The sequence below is a fragment of the Pseudomonas sp. P116 genome, from assembly GCF_020149425.1.
Classification (GTDB): domain Bacteria; phylum Pseudomonadota; class Gammaproteobacteria; order Pseudomonadales; family Pseudomonadaceae; genus Aquipseudomonas; species Aquipseudomonas anatoliensis.
Genome location: NZ_JACVHB010000007.1, coordinates 23,929 through 42,850, shown reverse-complemented (window position 1 = coordinate 42,850; position 18,922 = coordinate 23,929). Strand labels below are relative to the sequence as shown.

Genomic DNA, 18,922 nt, shown 5'->3' with positions numbered 1-18,922 from the left:
CAGGTTTGAGGGTGGTCGCAAGGTTTGTGTCTGGCACAAATCACTGTGGGAGCAGGCTTGCCCGCGATGGCGTACTGACAATCGACATCTTTGTTGGCTGATTTACCGCTATCGCGGGCAAGCCCGCTCCCACAGGGTTTGTCGGTGGTCGCAAGGTTTGTGTCTGGCATAAATCACTGTGGGAGCAGGCTTGCCCGCGATGACGTACTGACAATCGACATCTTTGTTGGCTGATCTACCGCTATCGCGGGCAAGCCCGCTCCCACAGGTTTGAGGGTGGTCGCAAGGTTTGTGTCTGGCATAAATCACTGTGGGAGCAGGCTTGCCCGCGATGGCGTACTGATAGTCGACATCTTTGTAGGCTGATCTACCGCTATCGCCAGCAGGTAGGCTGGCTGCCTCCCACAGGGTTTGGCACGTTGCGTTTGCCATCGGGCAGCACGGGCGTGCCCGGCGCGCGTTTCGGGGCTACAATGCGCGCCTCAACCGTGACAGCCTGACTAAAAAAAACTATGTCCTTGCCCAAGCATCATCTGGAATTGCTCAGCCCTGCCCGCGACGTGGCCATTGCCCGCGAGGCGATCCTGCACGGCGCCGACGCCGTGTACATTGGTGGCCCAAGCTTCGGCGCCCGCCACAACGCTTGCAACGAAGTAAGCGAGATCGCCGGGCTGGTGGAATTTGCCCGTAAATATCACGCGCGAATTTTCACCACCATCAACACGATCCTGCACGACAACGAACTGGAGCCGGCGCGCAAGCTGATCCATCAGTTGTACGACGCCGGTGTCGATGCATTGATCGTCCAGGATCTGGGCGTGATGGAGCTGGACATACCGCCGATCGAGCTGCACGCCTCGACCCAGACCGACATTCGTACGCTGGAGCGGGCGAAGTTCCTCGATCAGGCCGGCTTCTCGCAATTGGTGCTGGCCCGCGAACTCAATCTGCAGGAAATCCGCGCGATCGCCGATGAGACCGACGCCGCCGTTGAGTTCTTCATTCACGGCGCTTTGTGCGTGGCGTTCTCCGGCCAGTGCAACATTTCCCACGCGCAGACCGGGCGCAGCGCCAACCGTGGCGATTGCTCCCAGGCCTGTCGCTTGCCGTACACCCTCAAAGACGAAAAGGGTGGCGTGATCGCCTACGAAAAACACCTGCTGTCGATGAAGGACAACAACCAGAGCGCCAACATCCGAGCCCTGGTCGAAGCCGGTGTGCGCTCGTTCAAGATCGAAGGTCGCTACAAAGACATGGGCTACGTGAAGAACATCACCGCCTATTACCGTCAGCGCCTCGACGACGTGCTCGAAGACCGCCCGGACCTGGCCCGCGCTTCCAGCGGCCGCACCGCGCATTTCTTTCTGCCAGACCCGGAAAAAACCTTCCACCGCGGCAGCACCGATTACTTCGTGACTGATCGCAAGATCGACATCGGCGCCTTCGATTCGCCGACCTTCACCGGTTTGCCGGTGGGCACGGTCGAGAAAGTCGGCAAGCGTGACATGCAGGTCGTGACCCACGAACCGCTGTCCAACGGTGACGGTTTGAACGTACTGGTCAAGCGTGAAGTGGTCGGTTTCCGCGCCAACATCGCCGAACCAAAAGGCGAGTTCGAAGAAGACGGCGAGAAGCGTTACCGCTACCGCGTCGAGCCGAACGAAATGCCCGAAGGCCTGTACAAACTGCGCCCGAACCACCCGTTGAATCGCAACCTCGACCACAACTGGCAGCAGGCGCTGCAAAAAACCTCTTCCGAGCGTCGCGTGGCCCTGAGCTGGGTTGCCCGCCTGCGTGAAGATCAGCTGGAAGTCACCGCCACCAGTGAAGAAGGCATCAGCGCCAGCGTCACCCTGAACGGTCCGTTTGGCGTTGCCAATAAACCGGAGCAGGCACTGGAGCAGTTGCGCGATTTGCTTGGCCAACTCGGCACCACGCAGTACCACGCCACCGACATCAAACTCGATGCGCCACAGGCTTTTTTCATCCCTAACTCGCAGCTCAAAACCCTGCGCCGTGAAGTGATCGAAGCGCTGACCGCCGCCCGCGTCGCCGCTCATCCGCGCGGCGGCCGCAAAGCCGAAACCACGCCGCCACCGGTGTACCCGGATTCGCACCTGACGTTCCTCGCCAACGTCTACAACCAGAAGGCGCGCGACTTCTACCATCGTCACGGCGTGAAGCTGATCGACGCCGCGTACGAAGCGCATGAAGAAGCAGGCGAAGTGCCGGTGATGATCACCAAGCACTGTCTGCGTTTCTCCTTCAACCTGTGCCCGAAACAGGCCAAAGGCGTGACCGGCGTGCGTACCAAAGTCGCGCCGATGCAGTTGATCCACGGCGATGAAGTGCTGACGCTGAAGTTCGATTGCAAGCCGTGCGAGATGCACATCATCGGCAAGATGAAAGGCCACATCCTCAACCTGCCGCAACTGGGCAGCGTGGTTGGCCACATCAGCCCTGAAGACCTGATGAAAACCATCCCGCGCGCACCGCACTGAGTGGTCGGCGTGCGCGGTGCTTCGGCGCCGCGCACGCCTGCCCCGCTCCATCGAGGCCAAATCGCAGGCATAAAAAAACGCCAACTTCTTTCGAAGTTGGCGTTTTTTGGTATATGGCAGGGGCGGCTGGATTTGAACCAACGCATGGCAGGATCAAAACCTGCTGCCTTACCGCTTGGCGACGCCCCTACAGCACTTGTCAGCGGCTCCGTGAGGATCACTGCAAGAACGGGGCGCAATTTATCAACATTCGTTACGTTTGGGAAGCCCGAAATGAAATATTTTTTGTTTTAAAACAGCGACTTATTTTTTTGGCTGGATTGCGCCCAATGATCGGCCCGTTTGGCGGCGTGTATCACACTGTGTACGAACCCCGCCGCGATACAGCGGATTTCAACTTCGCCCCTCTTCGACACAGGCCAGATACGTCTCGGCGCTCAAATGCACTCACGGTTTGAAGGATTCATTCGCAATCCTCAACCAACAGTTCGCACAGGAGACGTCACCATGAAAATGGCAATGCACACCCGCAAAACCGCATTCGGACTTTCGATTCTGGCGCTGTCGTTGTTCGGCGCTTTGAGTACGGCTCAAGCCCAAACCGCAGAACCTGCGGCGGCGAGTTATTCCTCGCCCTCGCCGTTCGGTCCGTTGAAACATGTGAAGGCGGGTGTGCTGGACGTCGCTTACGCCGAAACCGGCCCCGCCGATGGTCCGGTGGTGATTCTGTTGCACGGCTGGCCCTACGACATTCACAGTTACGATGAAGTCGCGCCGTTGCTCGCGGCCAAGGGTTATCGCGTGTTGATGCCGTATGCGCGGGGTTATGGCGATACGCAGTTCCTCTCCAAAGACACCCTGCGCAACGGCCAACCGGCGGCGCTGGCCAGTGACGTCATCGACTTCATGGATGCACTGAAGATCAAGCAAGCGGTGCTCGGCGGTTACGACTGGGGCGCACGCTCGGCGGGCATCGTCTCGGCACTATGGCCGGAGCGGGTCAAGGCGCTGGTGGCGGTCAGCGGCTACCTGATCGGCAATCAGGCTGCCGGGCAGAACCCGCTGCCCCCCAAGGCTGAATTGCAGTGGTGGTATCAGTTCTACTTCGCCACCGACCGCGGCCGCGCCGGCTATGCGAAAAACACCCACGACTTCGCCAAGCTGATCTGGCAAACCGCGTCGCCGCAGTGGAAATTCGATGACGCTACGTTTGATCGCTCCGCCAAAGCGCTGGAGAACCCCGATCACGTCGACATCACCGTGTTCAATTACCGCTGGCGTCTGGGCCTGGTGCAGGGCGAGGCGAAATACGCGGCACTGGAGCAGAAACTGGCCACCGCCCCATCAATCAGCGTGCCGACCATCACCCTGGAAGGCGACGCCAACGGCGCACCGCACCCGGCGCCGGAGGATTACGCCAAGCGCTTTACCGGCAAATACCAGTTCCGTTTGATCAATGGCGGCATTGGCCACAACTTGCCGCAGGAAGATCCGCAGGCGTTTGCCAAGGCTGTGATTGATGCGGATCACTTGTAAAGCGTCACCCTGCCCCAGCAAAAAAGCAGTCAGCCGCAAAGGCTGACTGCTTAATGGCTAACGTGCGTGATTACTCCGTTGGCACAACGATATCCAACGCCTTGTTGACCGCCAACTCTCCCAACATGACCACTTGGGCGATACCCAACAAGGTATGGCGGTTCGACCCTTCCAGCAGCCCTGCAAAATTACCGAGCATGACCGTGGCAGACGCTAAAGAGCCGCTGGCATTGGTCAGCAAAGACTCGGCGTCGGACTGCGGGTTGACCATGAACATAGTGCTGGGCGTATAGGGTGTTGCCATGATCCCGGCTGCTGGCAGCAGGTAATGGTCAAGCGCACGCTCTGCCGCTTCGTGGAGTTTTCTTGAGTTGGGTGATGCGTACGGCGACGCCGGATCTGTGACGGGTGGTTCGGGTGTCTTGGACATCAGCTGAAACTCCATAAGAGCCAGAAAGCCAGAAGCGTCACGATCGCGACCGTAGACGCTTGTCTGCAATGAGGGAGCAAGCCCCCCCCACTCATCTGCATCGCGACTATTGCGGCAAGCGCTGGTTATCCAGGACTCGACCGACCACCAATTCGCTGAGCATGATCACTTGCTGCAGCACCAGCATCTTTTTGCGGTGTGGCCCCTCCATCAATTCGGCGAACTCACGCGCCATATCACTGGCGGAAGACAAGGTTTCAGTCGCCTCGACCAGCAGCGTTTCGTCATCCACGGTGGGGTCGATGAGATAGATTCGGCCGGTCTTGCGTGTGGGGATTGAAGTCTTCAATGCCGAGGGATTGAGATAGAAGTTGATCGCGCGTTCTGTTGCCTCTTTGATGTTTTGAGGTTCGAGGGCGGCGTCGTAGGGGATTGGATCGGTTTCTGGTGGGTTTGGCGTAATTTTGAACATAGATGACACCTGTTTTAAAAGATAAAAGGAGCCATCACTCTCGCTACCAAACGAAGGGTGGCGGCCATTTGTGGGTTGGTAGACCGGTCAAAACAGTAAACCCGGCGCTCCCGAGGGAGCCCCACGCATGGCCACCATATAATCTCAGCCTTAAAAAACGAGGCTGCGCATGGCGACGCAATAACTGTAAATGAAGCGGGCTACCAAACCCGATCACTGTTTTGCAGTGACAGGGAAACGATACAGCCCGCCTCAAGGCGCGTAAGCCGGCGGATTCTGGCGTACGCGTAGGCAACGGCGCAAGGTGTTGTAGCCGTTATGGCGTAACAGTGCGTGTAAGTTAAACGTGTGTGCGAAATAGTGTTTAAACAGCCTGCATGCCCTGGTCCTGGTCCTGGTCCTGGTCCTGAGGTGCCTTGGCAAAGAGTCGGGCCAAATAGCGTTACTTGCGTCGGTTCATTTTAAGTGTGGGCCTGATAAAGCATAGCGGCTTGCCTCTGCCATCAAGTCATCGCACATAGGATTCGCCTTGAGAACGTGTGCAGCCGGGTCGATTATCGACAAACCCAGCGACGTCTCTTCTGTGGCGCAAGTCCAGACTTCTCCCATAGGCCCGACAATTTGGCTTTCACCTCGGAATGTCGCCTCTGCGCCCGCATACATTTCCACACCCGTACGATTGGCACAGATCAGCGGAGTGGCGTTTTCCATTGCGCGAATGCGCGCAAGCTGGGTGGTCCAGGGCCCACCATAATTGGCTGGACAACACAGTAACTGCGCACCTTGGCGCACCAACAGGCGAGCGGCTTCTGGCATCCAAAGGTCGAAACAGGTAAGAACGCCGAAACGGCAGATTCCGTCATCGAAACACGCTAATGAATCGCCTGGGGTGAAGATCAGCTTTTCTATACGAGACAGGTGGCACTTGCGCTGTTTTCCCAGCCAGCGCCCGCGCGATACGACAATCGCCGTATTGTAGATTTGATCGCCGTCACGCTCGGCGATGCCCGCAATCAGCGTTGCATTCTTGTCTGCCGACAGCTGCAGTAAAAACTGCGCCGTTGGCCCATCGAGCGCCGATTCAGCATGAAGAAACAATGCCTCACGCGATTCGTGAAAATAACCAATGGTGCAAAGCTCGGGCATTACCAAGAGATCAAATTGTTCCGAGTCAACAGCATCGCGAATTTTATTGAAGTTTGCTGCTGAGTCGCCAAATGAAACCGGGTACTGCAAAAAAGCGGTCAGCATGAATTCTTCCAACCATTATGGGGAGGGATCTGGGCCCGGGATTATCTTGCCTTGGGCGGCATCAAGTTTGGACTATTTCCTTACCGGATGTCAGGCAAGCCACCCGCGCCGCATCAGATCAGTCACCGTAAACAACATCGGCCTGGAAATACCGAAGTGAACTCGGGCTGGTAACGGCTTGGGTTATTTGACGAGGCGTTTTTCTTTTGACGGGCGATAGCCGAAGTATGAGCTATAGCATTTGCTGAAATGACTCGGCGAGACAAATCCACACGCCACCAGCACTTCCACCTGCGACAACTCAGTGTGTTGCAACAACCGCCGCGCTTCAGTAATGCGCAGTTCCAAGTAATAGCGCTGTGGAGTGGTGCCCAGCTGTTCCTTGAACAAGCGCTCCAACTGGCGCCGGGAGCGGCCGGCATAGACTGCAAGTTGCTCCAGTTCCAACGGTTCTTCGAGGTTGGCATCCATCAGCTTTACCACTTCACGCAGCGGTGCGCTGACGCAGATGTTTTCATCCGGTTTGATCCGTCGATAGCGCGATTCCTCAAACGCGAGGATATCCTCGACGCCCTCGACCAAGGCCTTGCCATGCAGGCACTTGATCCAGTCCAGGGCCATGTGAAACGCTCCGGAGGGGCTCGATGCCGTGAGTCGGTCGCGGTCGATGACGTAGGGTTCGCTGCTGACGTGGGTGGACTTGGCGATTTCGGTCAGCGCCGGGCGATGTTCCGGGTGGATCGCGCAACGATAGCCATCGAGCAGTCCGGCGCGGCCGAGAAACCACGCGCCATTCCACAAACCGGCGAGGCTGACACCGCGCTCTGCTGCCGCTTTCAACAGGCTGATGAACTCGTCACTGGCGCGCATTTCGGTTCGATAGCCGCCGCACACCACCAGCAAGTCCAGGTCCTGAAGTGCCGCCAGATTAATCCGCGCATCTGGCCGAATCACCAACCCCAGGTCGCTGACGACTTCAGCTTCACTCAAGCCAAACGTGCGCGTAGAAAACAGCTCTGCGCGCAACAGATTGCTGGTAATGATCGTGTCCAGCGCCTGGGTGAAGGCCGGTAGCGAAAAGTGTTCAAGCAGTAGAAAACCCGCGCGCGTCACGCGGGTCTGGTCAGCGGATTGCTCATTCAGATAGCGGAGGTTTTTGCCCTTCATGCCCCCGCTGAATTGCCGTCGTTCGATCAAGGTCTGGTCCATCGGTCATGTTGTTATGCGCCGATAGTTGGCCTGAACCGCGCCGGAGTCAATCACGCCTGCGGTTGACGGGGGCATCCTGACGGCGTTTACACCGCAGAAAAAAGACCGGCGCCCACTCGCCCTTCCAGGCGACCGAAGAGCACGTAGTGTTGATAGCCGCTGGTGAAAGCGCCGGTGCGAACCGCCTGCCGGACGTCGTCGTTCAGTTGAAGGTATTGGGCTTCATCGAAGTTTTGCGCACTGACTTCACCGGCCCGACCGAGTTGCTCACTATCAATCGGCAAACCCGCAATCGTGCGCTGCTGGAAATCGATCATGCGATTGATTGCATGACTTTCAAGCGCGCCCTGCCCTGGGTACATCGCGTAGATGTGCATGCCCTTCTTTACGCACCGATTGCACATGTCGACACAGTTTTTCTGCGTGTTTTTACGCTTCATCAATTCGTCGACATTGATGTCCAGATACTTTCCGACCTGATATTCACTTTGATTGAAGATGGTGCAGCAAAGCACTGTATTGCCGTTGCAGTCGATCACCAGCCAGTTATCTTTGAGTGTGCACGCTTGCTTGTGGAAGTGTTGTACGACATTGACCAGATCATCGTAAGGCGGCAATGCCAGCCTTTTCAGGGTCTCGTGGTCAGTGTCGGTCACGGAAGGATCGCGTTCGACAATGGCCAGCGCCTTCTCCAGCGGCATCATCACGGAATAACCCGTGCTGAAGGTGAAGCCCAGACGCTCACTGAACTCGCGCATCAGTGCTTCTTCTGCCAGGTTGTCCAGATAGCGATGGTAATAAACCTCGACATGGGTGTTCAGACCATGGCGCTGTACAAGCTCACTCAGGGTGATCATGTTCTGTTTTACAACTTCGATATCCCCGCCTACATGCCCCTTCGCGTAGGTCTCCTGGTAAAAACCTGACAGCGAAATACGGAAGAAACCTGGCTCGGCCAACAAGGCTTTTTCCATGTTTTTGGCCAGATTCAGGTTAGTGCTGACGCCACTGTTCATGCCGGCGGCATTGATGATCTCGATGAACTCGCCGATCTTCGGATGCACCAAAGGCTCAGTCCAGTTGTAGAGAAAAATCGCCCGAACGCCTTCGCGTTTGGCTTTCTCGACGATCTGCCGAAACATGTCGAGTTGCATGGCTTTTTTGAAGTTGAGGTTTTCCGAGTTGCCCATCGGGCAAGAAGGACAGCTCAGGTTGCAGGCGCCGACGATATCGATGTACATGTTCATGATGAGTAAAGCTCCTTGAGCTCAACGCTACTCTGGTCAACGCCGCAGGCTTTCGGGTTGCCGGATGTGTTAGTTATTTGACGACATAGCGCACCTCCAAGCAAAAAGCGCACCACACGCCTGCTAAGCCATTAACTTCACAACCCAATCGATAAATACTCGCAACTTCAAGCTGATATGGCGGTTCGGCGGATACGCTATGTAGAGAGGCATCGATTCAAGTTGCCAGCCCTCGAACAGCGGCACTAGCTCACCGCGTGCCACCGCGATGTCGGACATGTACCTGGGTAGCCACAGCACGCCCATGCCAGCCAGACCCGCCGCAAGGTAAGCATTGCCGTCGTCGACCGCCAACACATGGCGACCTTTGACATGCAGGCTTTGCTTATCGTTATGCAGTGCATACGGCATCGGCTTGCCGGTACGCGCCCAGAGGAACGCAACCACGCGATGATGGGAGTCTTCCAGTTCCTGCGGATGCATCGGCGTGCCGGCGCGAGCGAGGTAGCCGGGCGCGGCAAACACGCCCAGTTGCAGGTCTGCAACCTTGCGCGCCATCAGTGACTGATCCAGCAGCTCGCCGCCGCGCACCACGCAGTCGACGTTCTCATCGATGATGTCGACGATGCGATCGCTGACGCCCATGTCGATCTGGATATCCGGATACCGCGCGTGAAACTCAGGCAATGCCGGGATCAGAATCAAGCGAGCGAACGGGCTCGGCACGTCCACGCGCAAGCGGCCACTGGGTGACACCGAGGCACCGGGCAGGCTGGTTTCGGCATCCTCCATGTCGGCCAGCAACTTGATCACGCGCTGGTAATACGCCGCACCGTCAGCCGTGACATTGACCTTGCGCGTGGTGCGGTTGAGCAGTTTCACGCGCAACCGTGCCTCCAACTGCTGGACCAGTTGTGTCACGGTGGTCTTGCTCATGTGCAGGGTTTCGGCGGCTTTGGTGAAGCTCCCCGCCTCGACCACCCGCGCAAATGCCTGCATTGCATCAAAACGGTCCATTACCCGGCTTCCGATTGTTTGGGTTTTACAAACAGTTAACGCCAAGCTTGCGCGTTTATCGCGCGCCTGCAAATCCCTAAAGTCGGGCCATCACCTCACTGATGGAGACACCCCATGACGCAGCGCGATGTTGTTTTCCCACCTGCACGCCGAACCCTGTACGAGCGCCATCGCTACTCGCCGGCGATCCGCTCCAACGGTTTTCTGTTTGTCTCGGGCCAGGTCGGCAGTACTGAGGACGGTACGCCGGAGCCGGATCTGCAGAACCAGGTGCGTCAGGCTTTCAATAACCTGAATACGATTCTCGACGAGGCCGGTTGCACGTTCGAGGATGTGGTCGACGTCACCCTTTTTATGGTTGATCCGCAATCGAAGTTCGAGACGATCTGGAATGTCGTTTTGACGGAGTTCTGGGGCGATGCGCCGCATCCGACCGTTACCGCCGTCGGCGTGACCTGGCTGTATGGTTTCGACTTCGAGATCAAGGTGATCGCCAGACTCCCCGACACCCAGTGATCACCCGAGTAGGAGCTGCCGAAGGCTGCGATCTTTTGACTTTTAAAAACAAGATCAAAAGATCGCAGCCTGCGGCAGCTCCTACAGGTGAAACCTGACGCAAATATCGTGTGCTGGCCTTTAAACCCTCAAATGCGTATAACCTCGCCGTTTCGTCTAACCTGACTTTGCGCCCAGCCTCGACTGCACAACGGCGGCGCTTCGACTTTGACGCTCACGAAACGGAGAATTCCATGCTCAAACGAACCCTGGCACTGACGGCCGGCCTGGCCCTGTCCCTTTCCGCGCTGGCAGCGCAAGCCGCTGATGTGTTGCGGGTCAGCGCCATTCCCGATGAAGCCCCGACCGAACTGCTGCGCAAGTTCGAGCCGCTGGGTACGTATCTGGAACAGCAACTGGGCATGAAGGTGCAGTTCGTTCCGGTAGCCGATTACCCGGCAGTGGTTGAAGCACTGGCCACCGACCGTCTCGACATGGCCTGGCTGGGTGGGTTCACGTTTGTGCAGGCACGCCTGAAGACCGACGCTACCACCCCGGTAATTCCGCTGGTGCAGCGCGAACAGGATGCGCAGTTCACCAGCAAATTCATCACTGCCGACCCGAACGTCAAAAGCCTGGCCGATCTGAAGGGCAAGACCTTCGCTTTCGGTTCCGTGTCGTCGACTTCCGGCAGCCTGATGCCGCGTTATTTCATGCTGAAAAATGACGGTATCAAGCCCGAGGCGTATTTCAGTCGCGTCGCCTACTCCGGCGCCCACGACGCCACCGTTGCCTGGGTGCAGGCCGGCAAGGTCGACGCCGGTGTGTTGAACGCCAGCGTCTGGCAGAAACTGGTGGACGCCGGCAAGGTCGACACCAACAAGGTCAAAGTCTTCGCCACCACCCCGCCGTACTTCGATTACAACTGGACCGTGCGCGGCACCCTCGACCCGGCGCTGGCAGCGAAGATCAAAAAAGCTTTCCTTGATCTGGACCCGGCCAACCCGGAACAGAAGAAGATCCTTGATCTGCAGGCCGCCAGCAAATTCATCGACACCAAGCCTGAGAACTACAAGGGCATCGAGGAAGCCGCCCGCGCTGCCGATCTGCTGAAATGACGCTACGCCTCACCCACGTCAGCTTGCGCCACGCCAATGGAGTCGATGCCCTGCGCGGCGTCGACTTGCAGATTGGCGTCGGCGAACAAGTCGCGATCATCGGCCCGTCCGGGGCCGGTAAATCGAGTTTGCTCAACCTGCTGGCCACCGCACTGCGGCCCAGCAGCGGCGAGATCGAAGTGCTCGGCGAACGCGCTTGGCACTTGTCTGCCCGCCAGCGACAACGCCTGCGCGCGCGTATTGGCCTGGTGCATCAGGCGCCGCCCCTACCGCTGCGCCAGCGCGTGGTCACGGCGGTGCTGGCCGGCAAACTCGGGCAATGGAGTTTGGGCAAAAGTTTGCTGAACCTGCTGCATCCACTCGATGTGCCCGGTGCTCGCGCGGCATTGGCGCGGCTGGATCTGGGCGATAAATTGTTCGCCCACTGCCAGCAATTGTCTGGCGGTCAGCTGCAGCGTGTCGGCATCGCCCGGGTTTTGTATCAGGCGCCGGAGATTCTGTTGGCTGATGAACCGGTTTCGGCGATGGATCCGGTCATGGCCGGGCACACGCTGACGGTCCTGTCGCGCCATGCCCGCGAACATAACGTCACGCTGGTGGCGAGCCTGCATGCGGTGGACCTCGCGCTGTCGCACTTCCCGCGCATAATCGGCTTGCGTGACGGGCAGATTCTGTTCGACAGCCCTGCCGATCAAGTCAGCCACGACATGCTCGACGCGCTGTACGCCAATGAACATCTGCAATCGCCGACCGTTGCGGCTGTGGTTATGCCTGTGCAGATTCCACGATGCTGAAGACCGATTCACGCGATCCTGCGGCATGGCCGCGTCTGCTGCTGACGGTCTTGGCGATTGCGGTGCTGTGGCCGGGAATACAACTCAGCGAGTTGAATTTGAGCGTGCTGCTGCCCGATAGCCAGAATGAAATGGGCCGGTTTGTCGCACAGTTCTGGCCGCCCGCTCACGATGAAGCCTTTTTACAGTTGTTGTTCAAAGCCACGTTGCAAACCTTGGCGATCGCCACGGCCGGCATGGCGTTGGCGCTGCTGCTGGCAGTGCCCGCCGGTTTGCTCGCCAGCCGTGCCTTGTCGCTGTCTGCGGCTTCACGGGGTGGCGTGCCCAGTCGTCTAGGCCGCTTGCTGCGCTGGCCGATTCGCGGCTTGTTGATCTTCCTGCGCAGCGTGCCGGAAATCGTCTGGGCGCTGTTGTTCGTGCGCGCCGTGGGCCTCGGCCCGGCGGCAGGCGTGCTGGCGATTGCGATCACTTACAGCGGCATGCTCGGCAAGGTCTACGCAGAGATTTTCGAATCCACCGACCAGCGTCCGGCGCACGCGCTGTTGCAGTCGGGCAGCGGTCGACTGGCGAGTTTTGCCTATGGAATCCTGCCGAATGTCGCCGGGGAATTGCTCTCGTACACGGTCTATCGCTGGGAATGTGCGATCCGCGCTTCGGTGGTGATGGGCTTTGTCGGCGCCGGTGGCCTGGGCCAGCAAATCGACCTGTCGATCCGCATGTTCGCGGGCGGTGAAGTGGCGAGCATTCTGCTGACCTTCCTGCTGCTGGTGCTGGTGGCCGATCAACTCAGCCGCTTGCTGCGCTGGAGGCTGGCATGAACCGTCTGATCAATCTGTTGCTGATCGCCGGTATCGGCGCGGCCGTCATAGCGTCGTTCATTTACTTGGGGCTCGACCTCGGCGAACTGGGCACTGCCACCAGCCTGAAACAGATGGGCGCGTACGTGCAGCGCTTTCTCAGCCCGGATCTGAGCGCCGATTACTTGAAAGCGATCCTCCATGGCTCGCTGGAAACCCTGGCCATGTCGGCGCTCGGCACCCTGCTCGCCGCGCTGCTGGGCATCGTCCTCGCCCTGCCCGCTGCCGGGCGTTTCGGTTGGCCGCTGCGCAGTGTTTCGCGATTGCTGCTCAATGGTCTGCGGGCGATTCCGGAACTGGTCTGGGCCGCGTTGATGGTGCTCGCTGCCGGGCTGGGCCCGAACGCCGGGACGCTGGCCCTCGCCCTGCACACCACCGGCGTGCTTGGCCGCTTGTTCGCCGAGGCGCTGGAAAACACCCCGCCGCAACCGGCCGAAGCGATCCGCTTGCAGGGCGGCAACCCTGTCCTCGCCTTCTGCTACGGCACCCTGCCCAACCTCGCCCCACAACTGCTCGCCTACGTCCTGTACCGCTGGGAAAACAACATTCGCATGGCCAGCGTGCTGGGTTTCGTCGGCGCGGGCGGCTTGGGACAGATGTTGTATGTAAGCCTCAGCCTGTTTCAGGAAGCGCAGGCGAGTACGGTGATTCTGGCGATGCTGGTGCTGGTGTTTGCGGTGGACTGGCTGAGTGCATGGAGCCGTCAGCGCTGGGTCAAGGCGTAGGTGCCAATGCTGGCGAGTGGATATCTGCCAGAAGCTGATTATGCTTCAGGAAACCTCGCAGACCGGCGAGGCGGTCAGACTGTGCAGGTTTCACGCGACAGCAATTGCGGCATACGCCACAAGGCCAGGGTGCAATAAAGCGGTATTGGGGGACTCCGGCCTACAAAAAAACAAGCACGACGGAGTACACCCATGGCCACAATCGACACGACATCCTCAGGCAGTCCACCCCGTAGCGGCGGCATCACCAAGGAGGAGCGCAAGGTCATCTTCGCTTCGTCCCTGGGCACGGTGTTCGAGTGGTACGACTTTTACCTCTACGGCTCACTGGCCGCGATCATCGCCAAGCACTTTTTTGCCGGCGTCAACGAGACCACTGCGTTCATCTTTGCCCTGCTCGCCTTCGCCGCCGGGTTCGCGGTACGGCCGTTCGGCGCCATCGTGTTTGGCCGGCTCGGCGACATGATCGGGCGCAAACACACCTTCCTGATCACCATTGTGATCATGGGTGTGTCCACGGCCATCGTCGGTTTGCTGCCCGGCTACGCGACTATCGGTGTCGCCGCGCCTGTGATTCTGATCACTCTGCGGCTACTGCAAGGCCTGGCGCTGGGCGGTGAGTACGGCGGCGCGGCGACTTACGTGGCCGAGCACGCGCCACCGGGCAGACGCGGTTTCTTCACGTCATGGATTCAAACCACCGCGACCCTGGGCCTGTTCATGTCGCTGCTGGTGATCCTCGCCTGCCGCACCGCGCTGGGCACCGAAGCGTTCGAAGCCTGGGGCTGGAGGATTCCGTTCCTGCTGTCGATCCTGCTGCTGATCGTTTCGGTGTACATCCGCCTGCAACTGAGCGAGTCGCCGGTGTTCCAGAAGATGAAGGCTGAAGGCAAGGCCTCCAAGGCGCCGCTGACCGAATCCTTCGCGCGCTGGGACAACCTCAAAGTGGTGATCATGTCGCTGCTCGGCGGTACGGCCGGCCAGGCGGTGGTCTGGTACACCGGACAGTTCTATGCGCTGTTTTTCCTGTTGCAGACGCTGAAGATCGACCCGCAAACCGCCAACCTGTTGATCGCCGGATCACTGTTGATCGGCACGCCGTTCTTCGTGATCTTCGGCAGCCTGTCCGACCGTATCGGCCGCAAGCCGATCATCATGGTCGGCTGCATTCTGGCGGCGCTGACCTACTTTCCAATCTTCCATGCGTTGACCCAGTACGGTAACCCCGACGTGTTCATCGCCCAGGAGAAAAACCCGGTCAAGGTGATCGCCAATTCCGATCAGTGCTCGTTCCAGTTCGACCCGGTGGGCAAGGCCAAATTCACCAGTTCCTGCGACGTGGCCAAGACCCTGCTGGCGAAACGGGCGATCCCTTACGAGAACGTCGAGGCCGAGCCCGGCACCGTGGCGCAGGTGCGCATCGGCGACAAAGTCATCGAGAGTTTCGAGGGCAGCACCCTGCCCGCCGCTGACTTCAAGGCGCGTAACGATGCGTTTACCGCCAACCTGAGTGGCGCACTGAAGGAAGCGGGCTACCCGGAGAAAGCCGATCCGGCGAAAACCAATTACCCGATGGTGTTGCTGCTGCTGACCATTCTGGTGATCTACGTGACCATGGTGTACGGCCCGATTGCGGCGTGGCTGGTCGAGCTGTTCCCGACCCGCATCCGCTACACCTCGATGTCGCTGCCCTATCACATCGGCAATGGCTGGTTCGGCGGCTTCCTGCCGACCGTGGCTTTCGCGATGGTCGCGGCCACCGGTGATATCTACTACGGGCTGTGGTATCCGATCGTGATTGCAGTGATGACGGCGATACTCGGTACGTTCTTCCTGCCGGAAACCAAGGATCGCGACATTCTCAAGGACTGATTCTGCCCCCACGGGAGCCGACGCAGATTCTCGCCTCCTACCGTTCGTCGAAAAACCTTGCGCACCTGTCAGATCTGACAGGTGCGCATTTTTCCCATACAACGTTCAATCACTCCGTCACCTTTCTGAACGGAGTTCCTGATCATGTCCGCCAATGAGTTTCTCGAAAACAGCAGCCACCCTCAGCCTGCCGGCGGTCAAACAAACACAGCTTCGAACGCTGAAGGTGTTCGCGCACTACAGGCCCGTAACTCCGGCATCCCCTCCAGCAATACCTCTCTGTTCCCGCGTTTTGACGACGACAACTCATCGCTGGCAATGCGCCCCCTGCTGATAGCCGGCATGGTGCGCCCCTTGGCGGACGGTGATGGCGGCATCAATCTCGATGTAGTCGAGGACAACGACGCCGGCATTTTGTGTGCAATCAATCCGTATATCGGGATGCAGTTGGGCGATCAGTATGACGTTCACTGGGGCGCGCAAATCGTGTACTCCGGGAAGGTGCAACCGGACGAAGTCAATAAACAACTGCTGTTTTATCTACCCAAGACAATCGCCCAACCGGGCTGGGTTGAAGAGTGCTATTACCAGCTGACCCGATTCGGCGAAAGCACCCCGGACGACCCTTCTGTGGCGTTGCGATTATTGGTCAAACTCACGCGTCCCGGAGGGCGGGATAAGGCGCCGCATCTGCCGGACGGCCATTCCGAACTGCATCCGGCGCAGTTGCCCAAAGACGTCGTGCAGCAAGGTATTGATGCCGAGTGGGCGAAGAAAGGTGTACCTGTAACCATACCGTTCTACCCGGAAATGGCATTAGGTGACACGATTCTGGTACATTGGGGGAGCGCCAATAACATTCTTGCACCCCATACCGTTACGCAGGATGAGGTCGATGGGAAAAACCCCATCGTGATCATCGCCGACCAGGCAGCCATCCTGGCCGGGGGAGACAGTGACGCGCTGGTAGTGCGCTATAACATTCACGATGTGGTCTGGAACTGGGCGGTCCGGCATTCGCAATCCAACCGCGTGCGCGTTGATGCCGGTGGCTGGCGCCTGGAGGCGCCCGTGATCAAAGAATCGATCAACGGCATCATTACCATCAAGAATCTGAAGAAAGAGGATGTCACGGTTCAGGTCCATGTGCAGCCCGAGGATTTCACTCTAGGCGACACCGTGACCTTGTCCTTCATCGGCACGCCCGCGGCCGGTAAGCCATTGATACATTCAACGTCGAAAATTGTTGTCAGTATTCCAAGCATTCTGGAATTGAAAGTGCCCTATGCACATATAAGAGCCATCGCCATGGGTCGGGCGGATGCTTCATATGTGTTGAAGAGACAGAATGGCGAGCCACTGCTTTCATCCAAGCGCACCTTCGCCCAGGTAGTGGGTGACGTTTTGATGCTGCCAGAGCCGACCATTCGTGAGCTGTCGGGCAACATTCTGGCGCCAGACGAAGCTCGCGCCACCGTGGGCATCAGTTACCTTGGCATACGCAGCGGCGACGTCATCAACCTGAGGTGGACAGGCACGCGATCCAACGGTACCCCGTATGCGCACCCAGTTGAGCATATCGTCAGCGACAACGACGCCAAGGCAGGGATCGTCACCTTGCATGTCGACAATGAGCACATCAGCGTGCTCAACAATGGCACCCTCGATGTCTCATACCGGGTGTCCAACGACCAAGTGGCGCTCTACGGCGTCAGTGAGTCCGAACCGTTGCTGGCCAAGGTCGAGAAAATCCGTGCCACGCTGCCAGTGCCAGTGGTCGAGGAGGCCGATCCGCCGGATATGCTGGATCCGTCCAAAGACCCGGTTCACTTATTGATCGAGGCGCAGACCACCAAGGATGACATCTTCACTTACTACTGGCGCGCGGATAATCCCCAAGGCAGTACCAGTGACAGGGTGACTATTACGACAGTGATCGAAGGCCAGCCTTTGCGATTCAGGTTGGATAAACAGTTCGTGGCTCCCAACATCGGAACAACAGTGAAGGTGAGTTATGTGTTGCGGCGAGCCTCCACTGGTCGGTATGAGTATTCGGAAACGCTCGATCTGCTGATAGCTGGCCGGGTTTCGCCGACGATCGATTCGGTGGTCGATGCCAAAGGAGTCGAAATCCCCGACAACGGCGTCACATTCGACAAAAGCGTCAAGGTTAGCGGCAAGGCCAGTCCAAGCCAGAAAATCCGCTTGCGCGATGGCACCAGCACACTGCATGAACCGTCATCGAATGGCAGCGGCGACTGGAGCCAGGTCGTCAGTTCATTGAGCGTGAAAGCCTACAACCTCACCGCGCTTGCCTTGTATGGCGATGGCCCGGCGTCGCCGTTACGCACGTTTACCGTTGCCCAAACTGTCACGCCCACCATCGCCAATGTCACCGACACCAAAGGCACAGTCGCGAACGGTGGCACTACTTTTGACCGTACCGTCACCGTTAGCGGCAAGGCCAGTCCAAGCCAGAAAATCCGCTTGCGCGATGGCAACAGCACACTGCATGCACCGTCCTCGAATGGCAGCGGCGACTGGAGCCAGGTCGTCAGCTCATTAAGCGTGAAAGCCTACAACCTCACCGCGCTTGCCTTGTATGGCGATGGCCCGGCGTCGCCGTTACGCACGTTTACCGTTGCCCAAACTGTCACGCCCACCATCGCCAATGTCACCGACACCAAAGGCACAGTCGCGAACGGAGGCACTACTTTTGACCGTACCGTCACCGTTAGCGGCAAGGCCAGTCCAAGCCAGAAAATCCGCTTGCGCGATGGCAACAGCACACTGCATGAACCGTCCTCGAATGGCAGCGGCGACTGGAGCCAGATCGTCAGTTCATTAAGCGTGAAAGCCTACAACCTCACCGCGCTTGCCTTGTATGGCGATGGCCCGGCGTCCACGCCGCGAACGTTCGAGGTTGCGGCTTTAGAGGAGAACTTCGATAAGCTTCCTGAGCAGTCCATTGGAATTGGGGGGCGTATTGAAACGCCTCTCATGACTATGCGAGTGATGACTCAACAATCCACTTTAAGAATTATCGCACTCAGCAGAGCAGTCATTCCTTACCCAAAACCCTTACCTCAACCGGGAAAAATGGAAAACAATGTGCTTTTTCTGGACACGATTTCGGGAGTACAGACAACTATCCGTCTCGACTTCAAAACATCGTTTTCCAAAGTGAGCTTTTGGTACAACCAAACAAAAAGTACCACTTCTGTTTATTTTTATAGCGGTGGGACTGTCCTCGGGTCTAAGCCATTCACTCAATCAGAAACTCCATCTACGTTGGTAAGGATGGAGGGTTCCTATACCGGGATAACAGCAATAGAAATTCGCGGCGGGAATGACGCCTATTTACTCGATCATTTTACATTTGTGATTTAACGAACTCT

General features: G+C 58.2%; 15 protein-coding genes and 1 tRNA gene. 9 read left to right on the top strand and 7 right to left on the bottom strand.

What is annotated here, in order from left to right:
- Positions 1-512: 512 nt before the first annotated feature.
- Positions 513-2,501: a peptidase U32 family protein gene (locus tag ICA15_RS22150; protein WP_210554630.1), complete on the top strand. Its 1,989-nt coding sequence runs from the start codon at positions 513-515 to the stop codon at positions 2,499-2,501.
- Between the two features lie 114 nt (positions 2,502-2,615).
- Here the strand turns inward: ICA15_RS22150 and ICA15_RS22145 are convergent.
- Positions 2,616-2,690 (bottom strand) — tRNA-Gln (locus ICA15_RS22145).
- A gap of 318 nt (positions 2,691-3,008) precedes the next feature.
- Between ICA15_RS22145 and ICA15_RS22140 the strand changes: the two genes are divergently transcribed.
- Positions 3,009-4,037: an alpha/beta fold hydrolase gene (locus ICA15_RS22140; protein WP_210554629.1), complete on the top strand. Its 1,029-nt coding sequence runs from the start codon at positions 3,009-3,011 to the stop codon at positions 4,035-4,037.
- 70 nt (positions 4,038-4,107) lie between these two features.
- On the opposite strand, the gene ICA15_RS22135 is transcribed toward ICA15_RS22140, so the two are convergent.
- The 6 genes from ICA15_RS22135 to ICA15_RS22110 form a co-directional block, all read right to left on the bottom strand.
- Positions 4,108-4,467 (bottom strand): DUF6124 family protein, encoded by a 360-nt coding sequence (locus ICA15_RS22135; RefSeq protein WP_200617066.1) that lies wholly within the window; start codon positions 4,465-4,467, stop codon positions 4,108-4,110.
- Positions 4,468-4,573: 106 nt separating this feature from the next.
- Positions 4,574-4,939 carry a DUF6124 family protein gene (locus ICA15_RS22130; protein WP_210554628.1) on the bottom strand — a complete coding sequence of 122 codons (366 nt, stop codon included), beginning with the start codon at positions 4,937-4,939 and terminating at the stop codon, positions 4,574-4,576.
- A gap of 456 nt (positions 4,940-5,395) precedes the next feature.
- Entirely contained in the window at positions 5,396-6,190 is a 795-nt protein-coding gene (locus ICA15_RS22125; RefSeq protein ID WP_210554627.1) for a nitrilase-related carbon-nitrogen hydrolase, read from the bottom strand.
- A 183-nt stretch (positions 6,191-6,373) separates the two neighbouring features.
- Entirely contained in the window at positions 6,374-7,399 is a 1,026-nt protein-coding gene (locus tag ICA15_RS22120) for a GlxA family transcriptional regulator (protein WP_210554626.1), read from the bottom strand.
- Positions 7,400-7,485: 86 nt separating this feature from the next.
- Positions 7,486-8,646 carry a radical SAM/SPASM domain-containing protein gene (locus ICA15_RS22115; RefSeq protein ID WP_210554625.1) on the bottom strand — a complete coding sequence of 387 codons (1,161 nt, stop codon included), beginning with the start codon at positions 8,644-8,646 and terminating at the stop codon, positions 7,486-7,488.
- A gap of 123 nt (positions 8,647-8,769) precedes the next feature.
- A complete protein-coding gene (locus tag ICA15_RS22110) occupies positions 8,770-9,663 on the bottom strand; it encodes a LysR family transcriptional regulator (protein ID WP_210554624.1) in 894 nt (297 codons plus the stop codon).
- A 114-nt stretch (positions 9,664-9,777) separates the two neighbouring features.
- On the opposite strand from ICA15_RS22110, the gene ICA15_RS22105 reads away from it, so the two are divergent.
- The 7 genes from ICA15_RS22105 (at position 9,778) to ICA15_RS22075 (ending at position 18,914) form a co-directional block, all read left to right on the top strand.
- Complete coding sequence (locus ICA15_RS22105) at positions 9,778-10,179, top strand: RidA family protein (RefSeq protein WP_210554623.1); 402 nt, start codon at positions 9,778-9,780, stop codon at positions 10,177-10,179.
- A 233-nt stretch (positions 10,180-10,412) separates the two neighbouring features.
- Positions 10,413-11,276 carry a putative selenate ABC transporter substrate-binding protein gene (locus ICA15_RS22100; RefSeq protein ID WP_210554622.1) on the top strand — a complete coding sequence of 288 codons (864 nt, stop codon included), beginning with the start codon at positions 10,413-10,415 and terminating at the stop codon, positions 11,274-11,276.
- On the top strand, positions 11,273-12,070 hold the full coding sequence (locus tag ICA15_RS22095; RefSeq protein WP_210554621.1) for a phosphonate ABC transporter ATP-binding protein: 798 nt from the start codon (positions 11,273-11,275) through the stop codon (positions 12,068-12,070). The genes ICA15_RS22100 and ICA15_RS22095 overlap by 4 nt, the downstream gene beginning before the upstream one ends.
- The gene (locus ICA15_RS22090; protein ID WP_210554620.1) at positions 12,064-12,888 is read left to right on the top strand and encodes a PhnE/PtxC family ABC transporter permease; all 825 of its coding nucleotides are present in this window, start codon (positions 12,064-12,066) and stop codon (positions 12,886-12,888) included. Before ICA15_RS22095 ends, ICA15_RS22090 begins: the two co-directional genes overlap by 7 nt.
- On the top strand, positions 12,885-13,652 hold the full coding sequence (phnE, locus tag ICA15_RS22085; protein WP_150615821.1) for a phosphonate ABC transporter, permease protein PhnE: 768 nt from the start codon (positions 12,885-12,887) through the stop codon (positions 13,650-13,652). The genes ICA15_RS22090 and phnE overlap by 4 nt, the downstream gene beginning before the upstream one ends.
- Positions 13,653-13,844: 192 nt before the next feature.
- Complete coding sequence (locus ICA15_RS22080; protein WP_150615822.1) at positions 13,845-15,524, top strand: MFS transporter; 1,680 nt, start codon at positions 13,845-13,847, stop codon at positions 15,522-15,524.
- A 144-nt stretch (positions 15,525-15,668) separates the two neighbouring features.
- Positions 15,669-18,914 (top strand): hypothetical protein, encoded by a 3,246-nt coding sequence (locus ICA15_RS22075; protein ID WP_210554619.1) that lies wholly within the window; start codon positions 15,669-15,671, stop codon positions 18,912-18,914.
- Positions 18,915-18,922 lie beyond the last annotated feature (8 nt).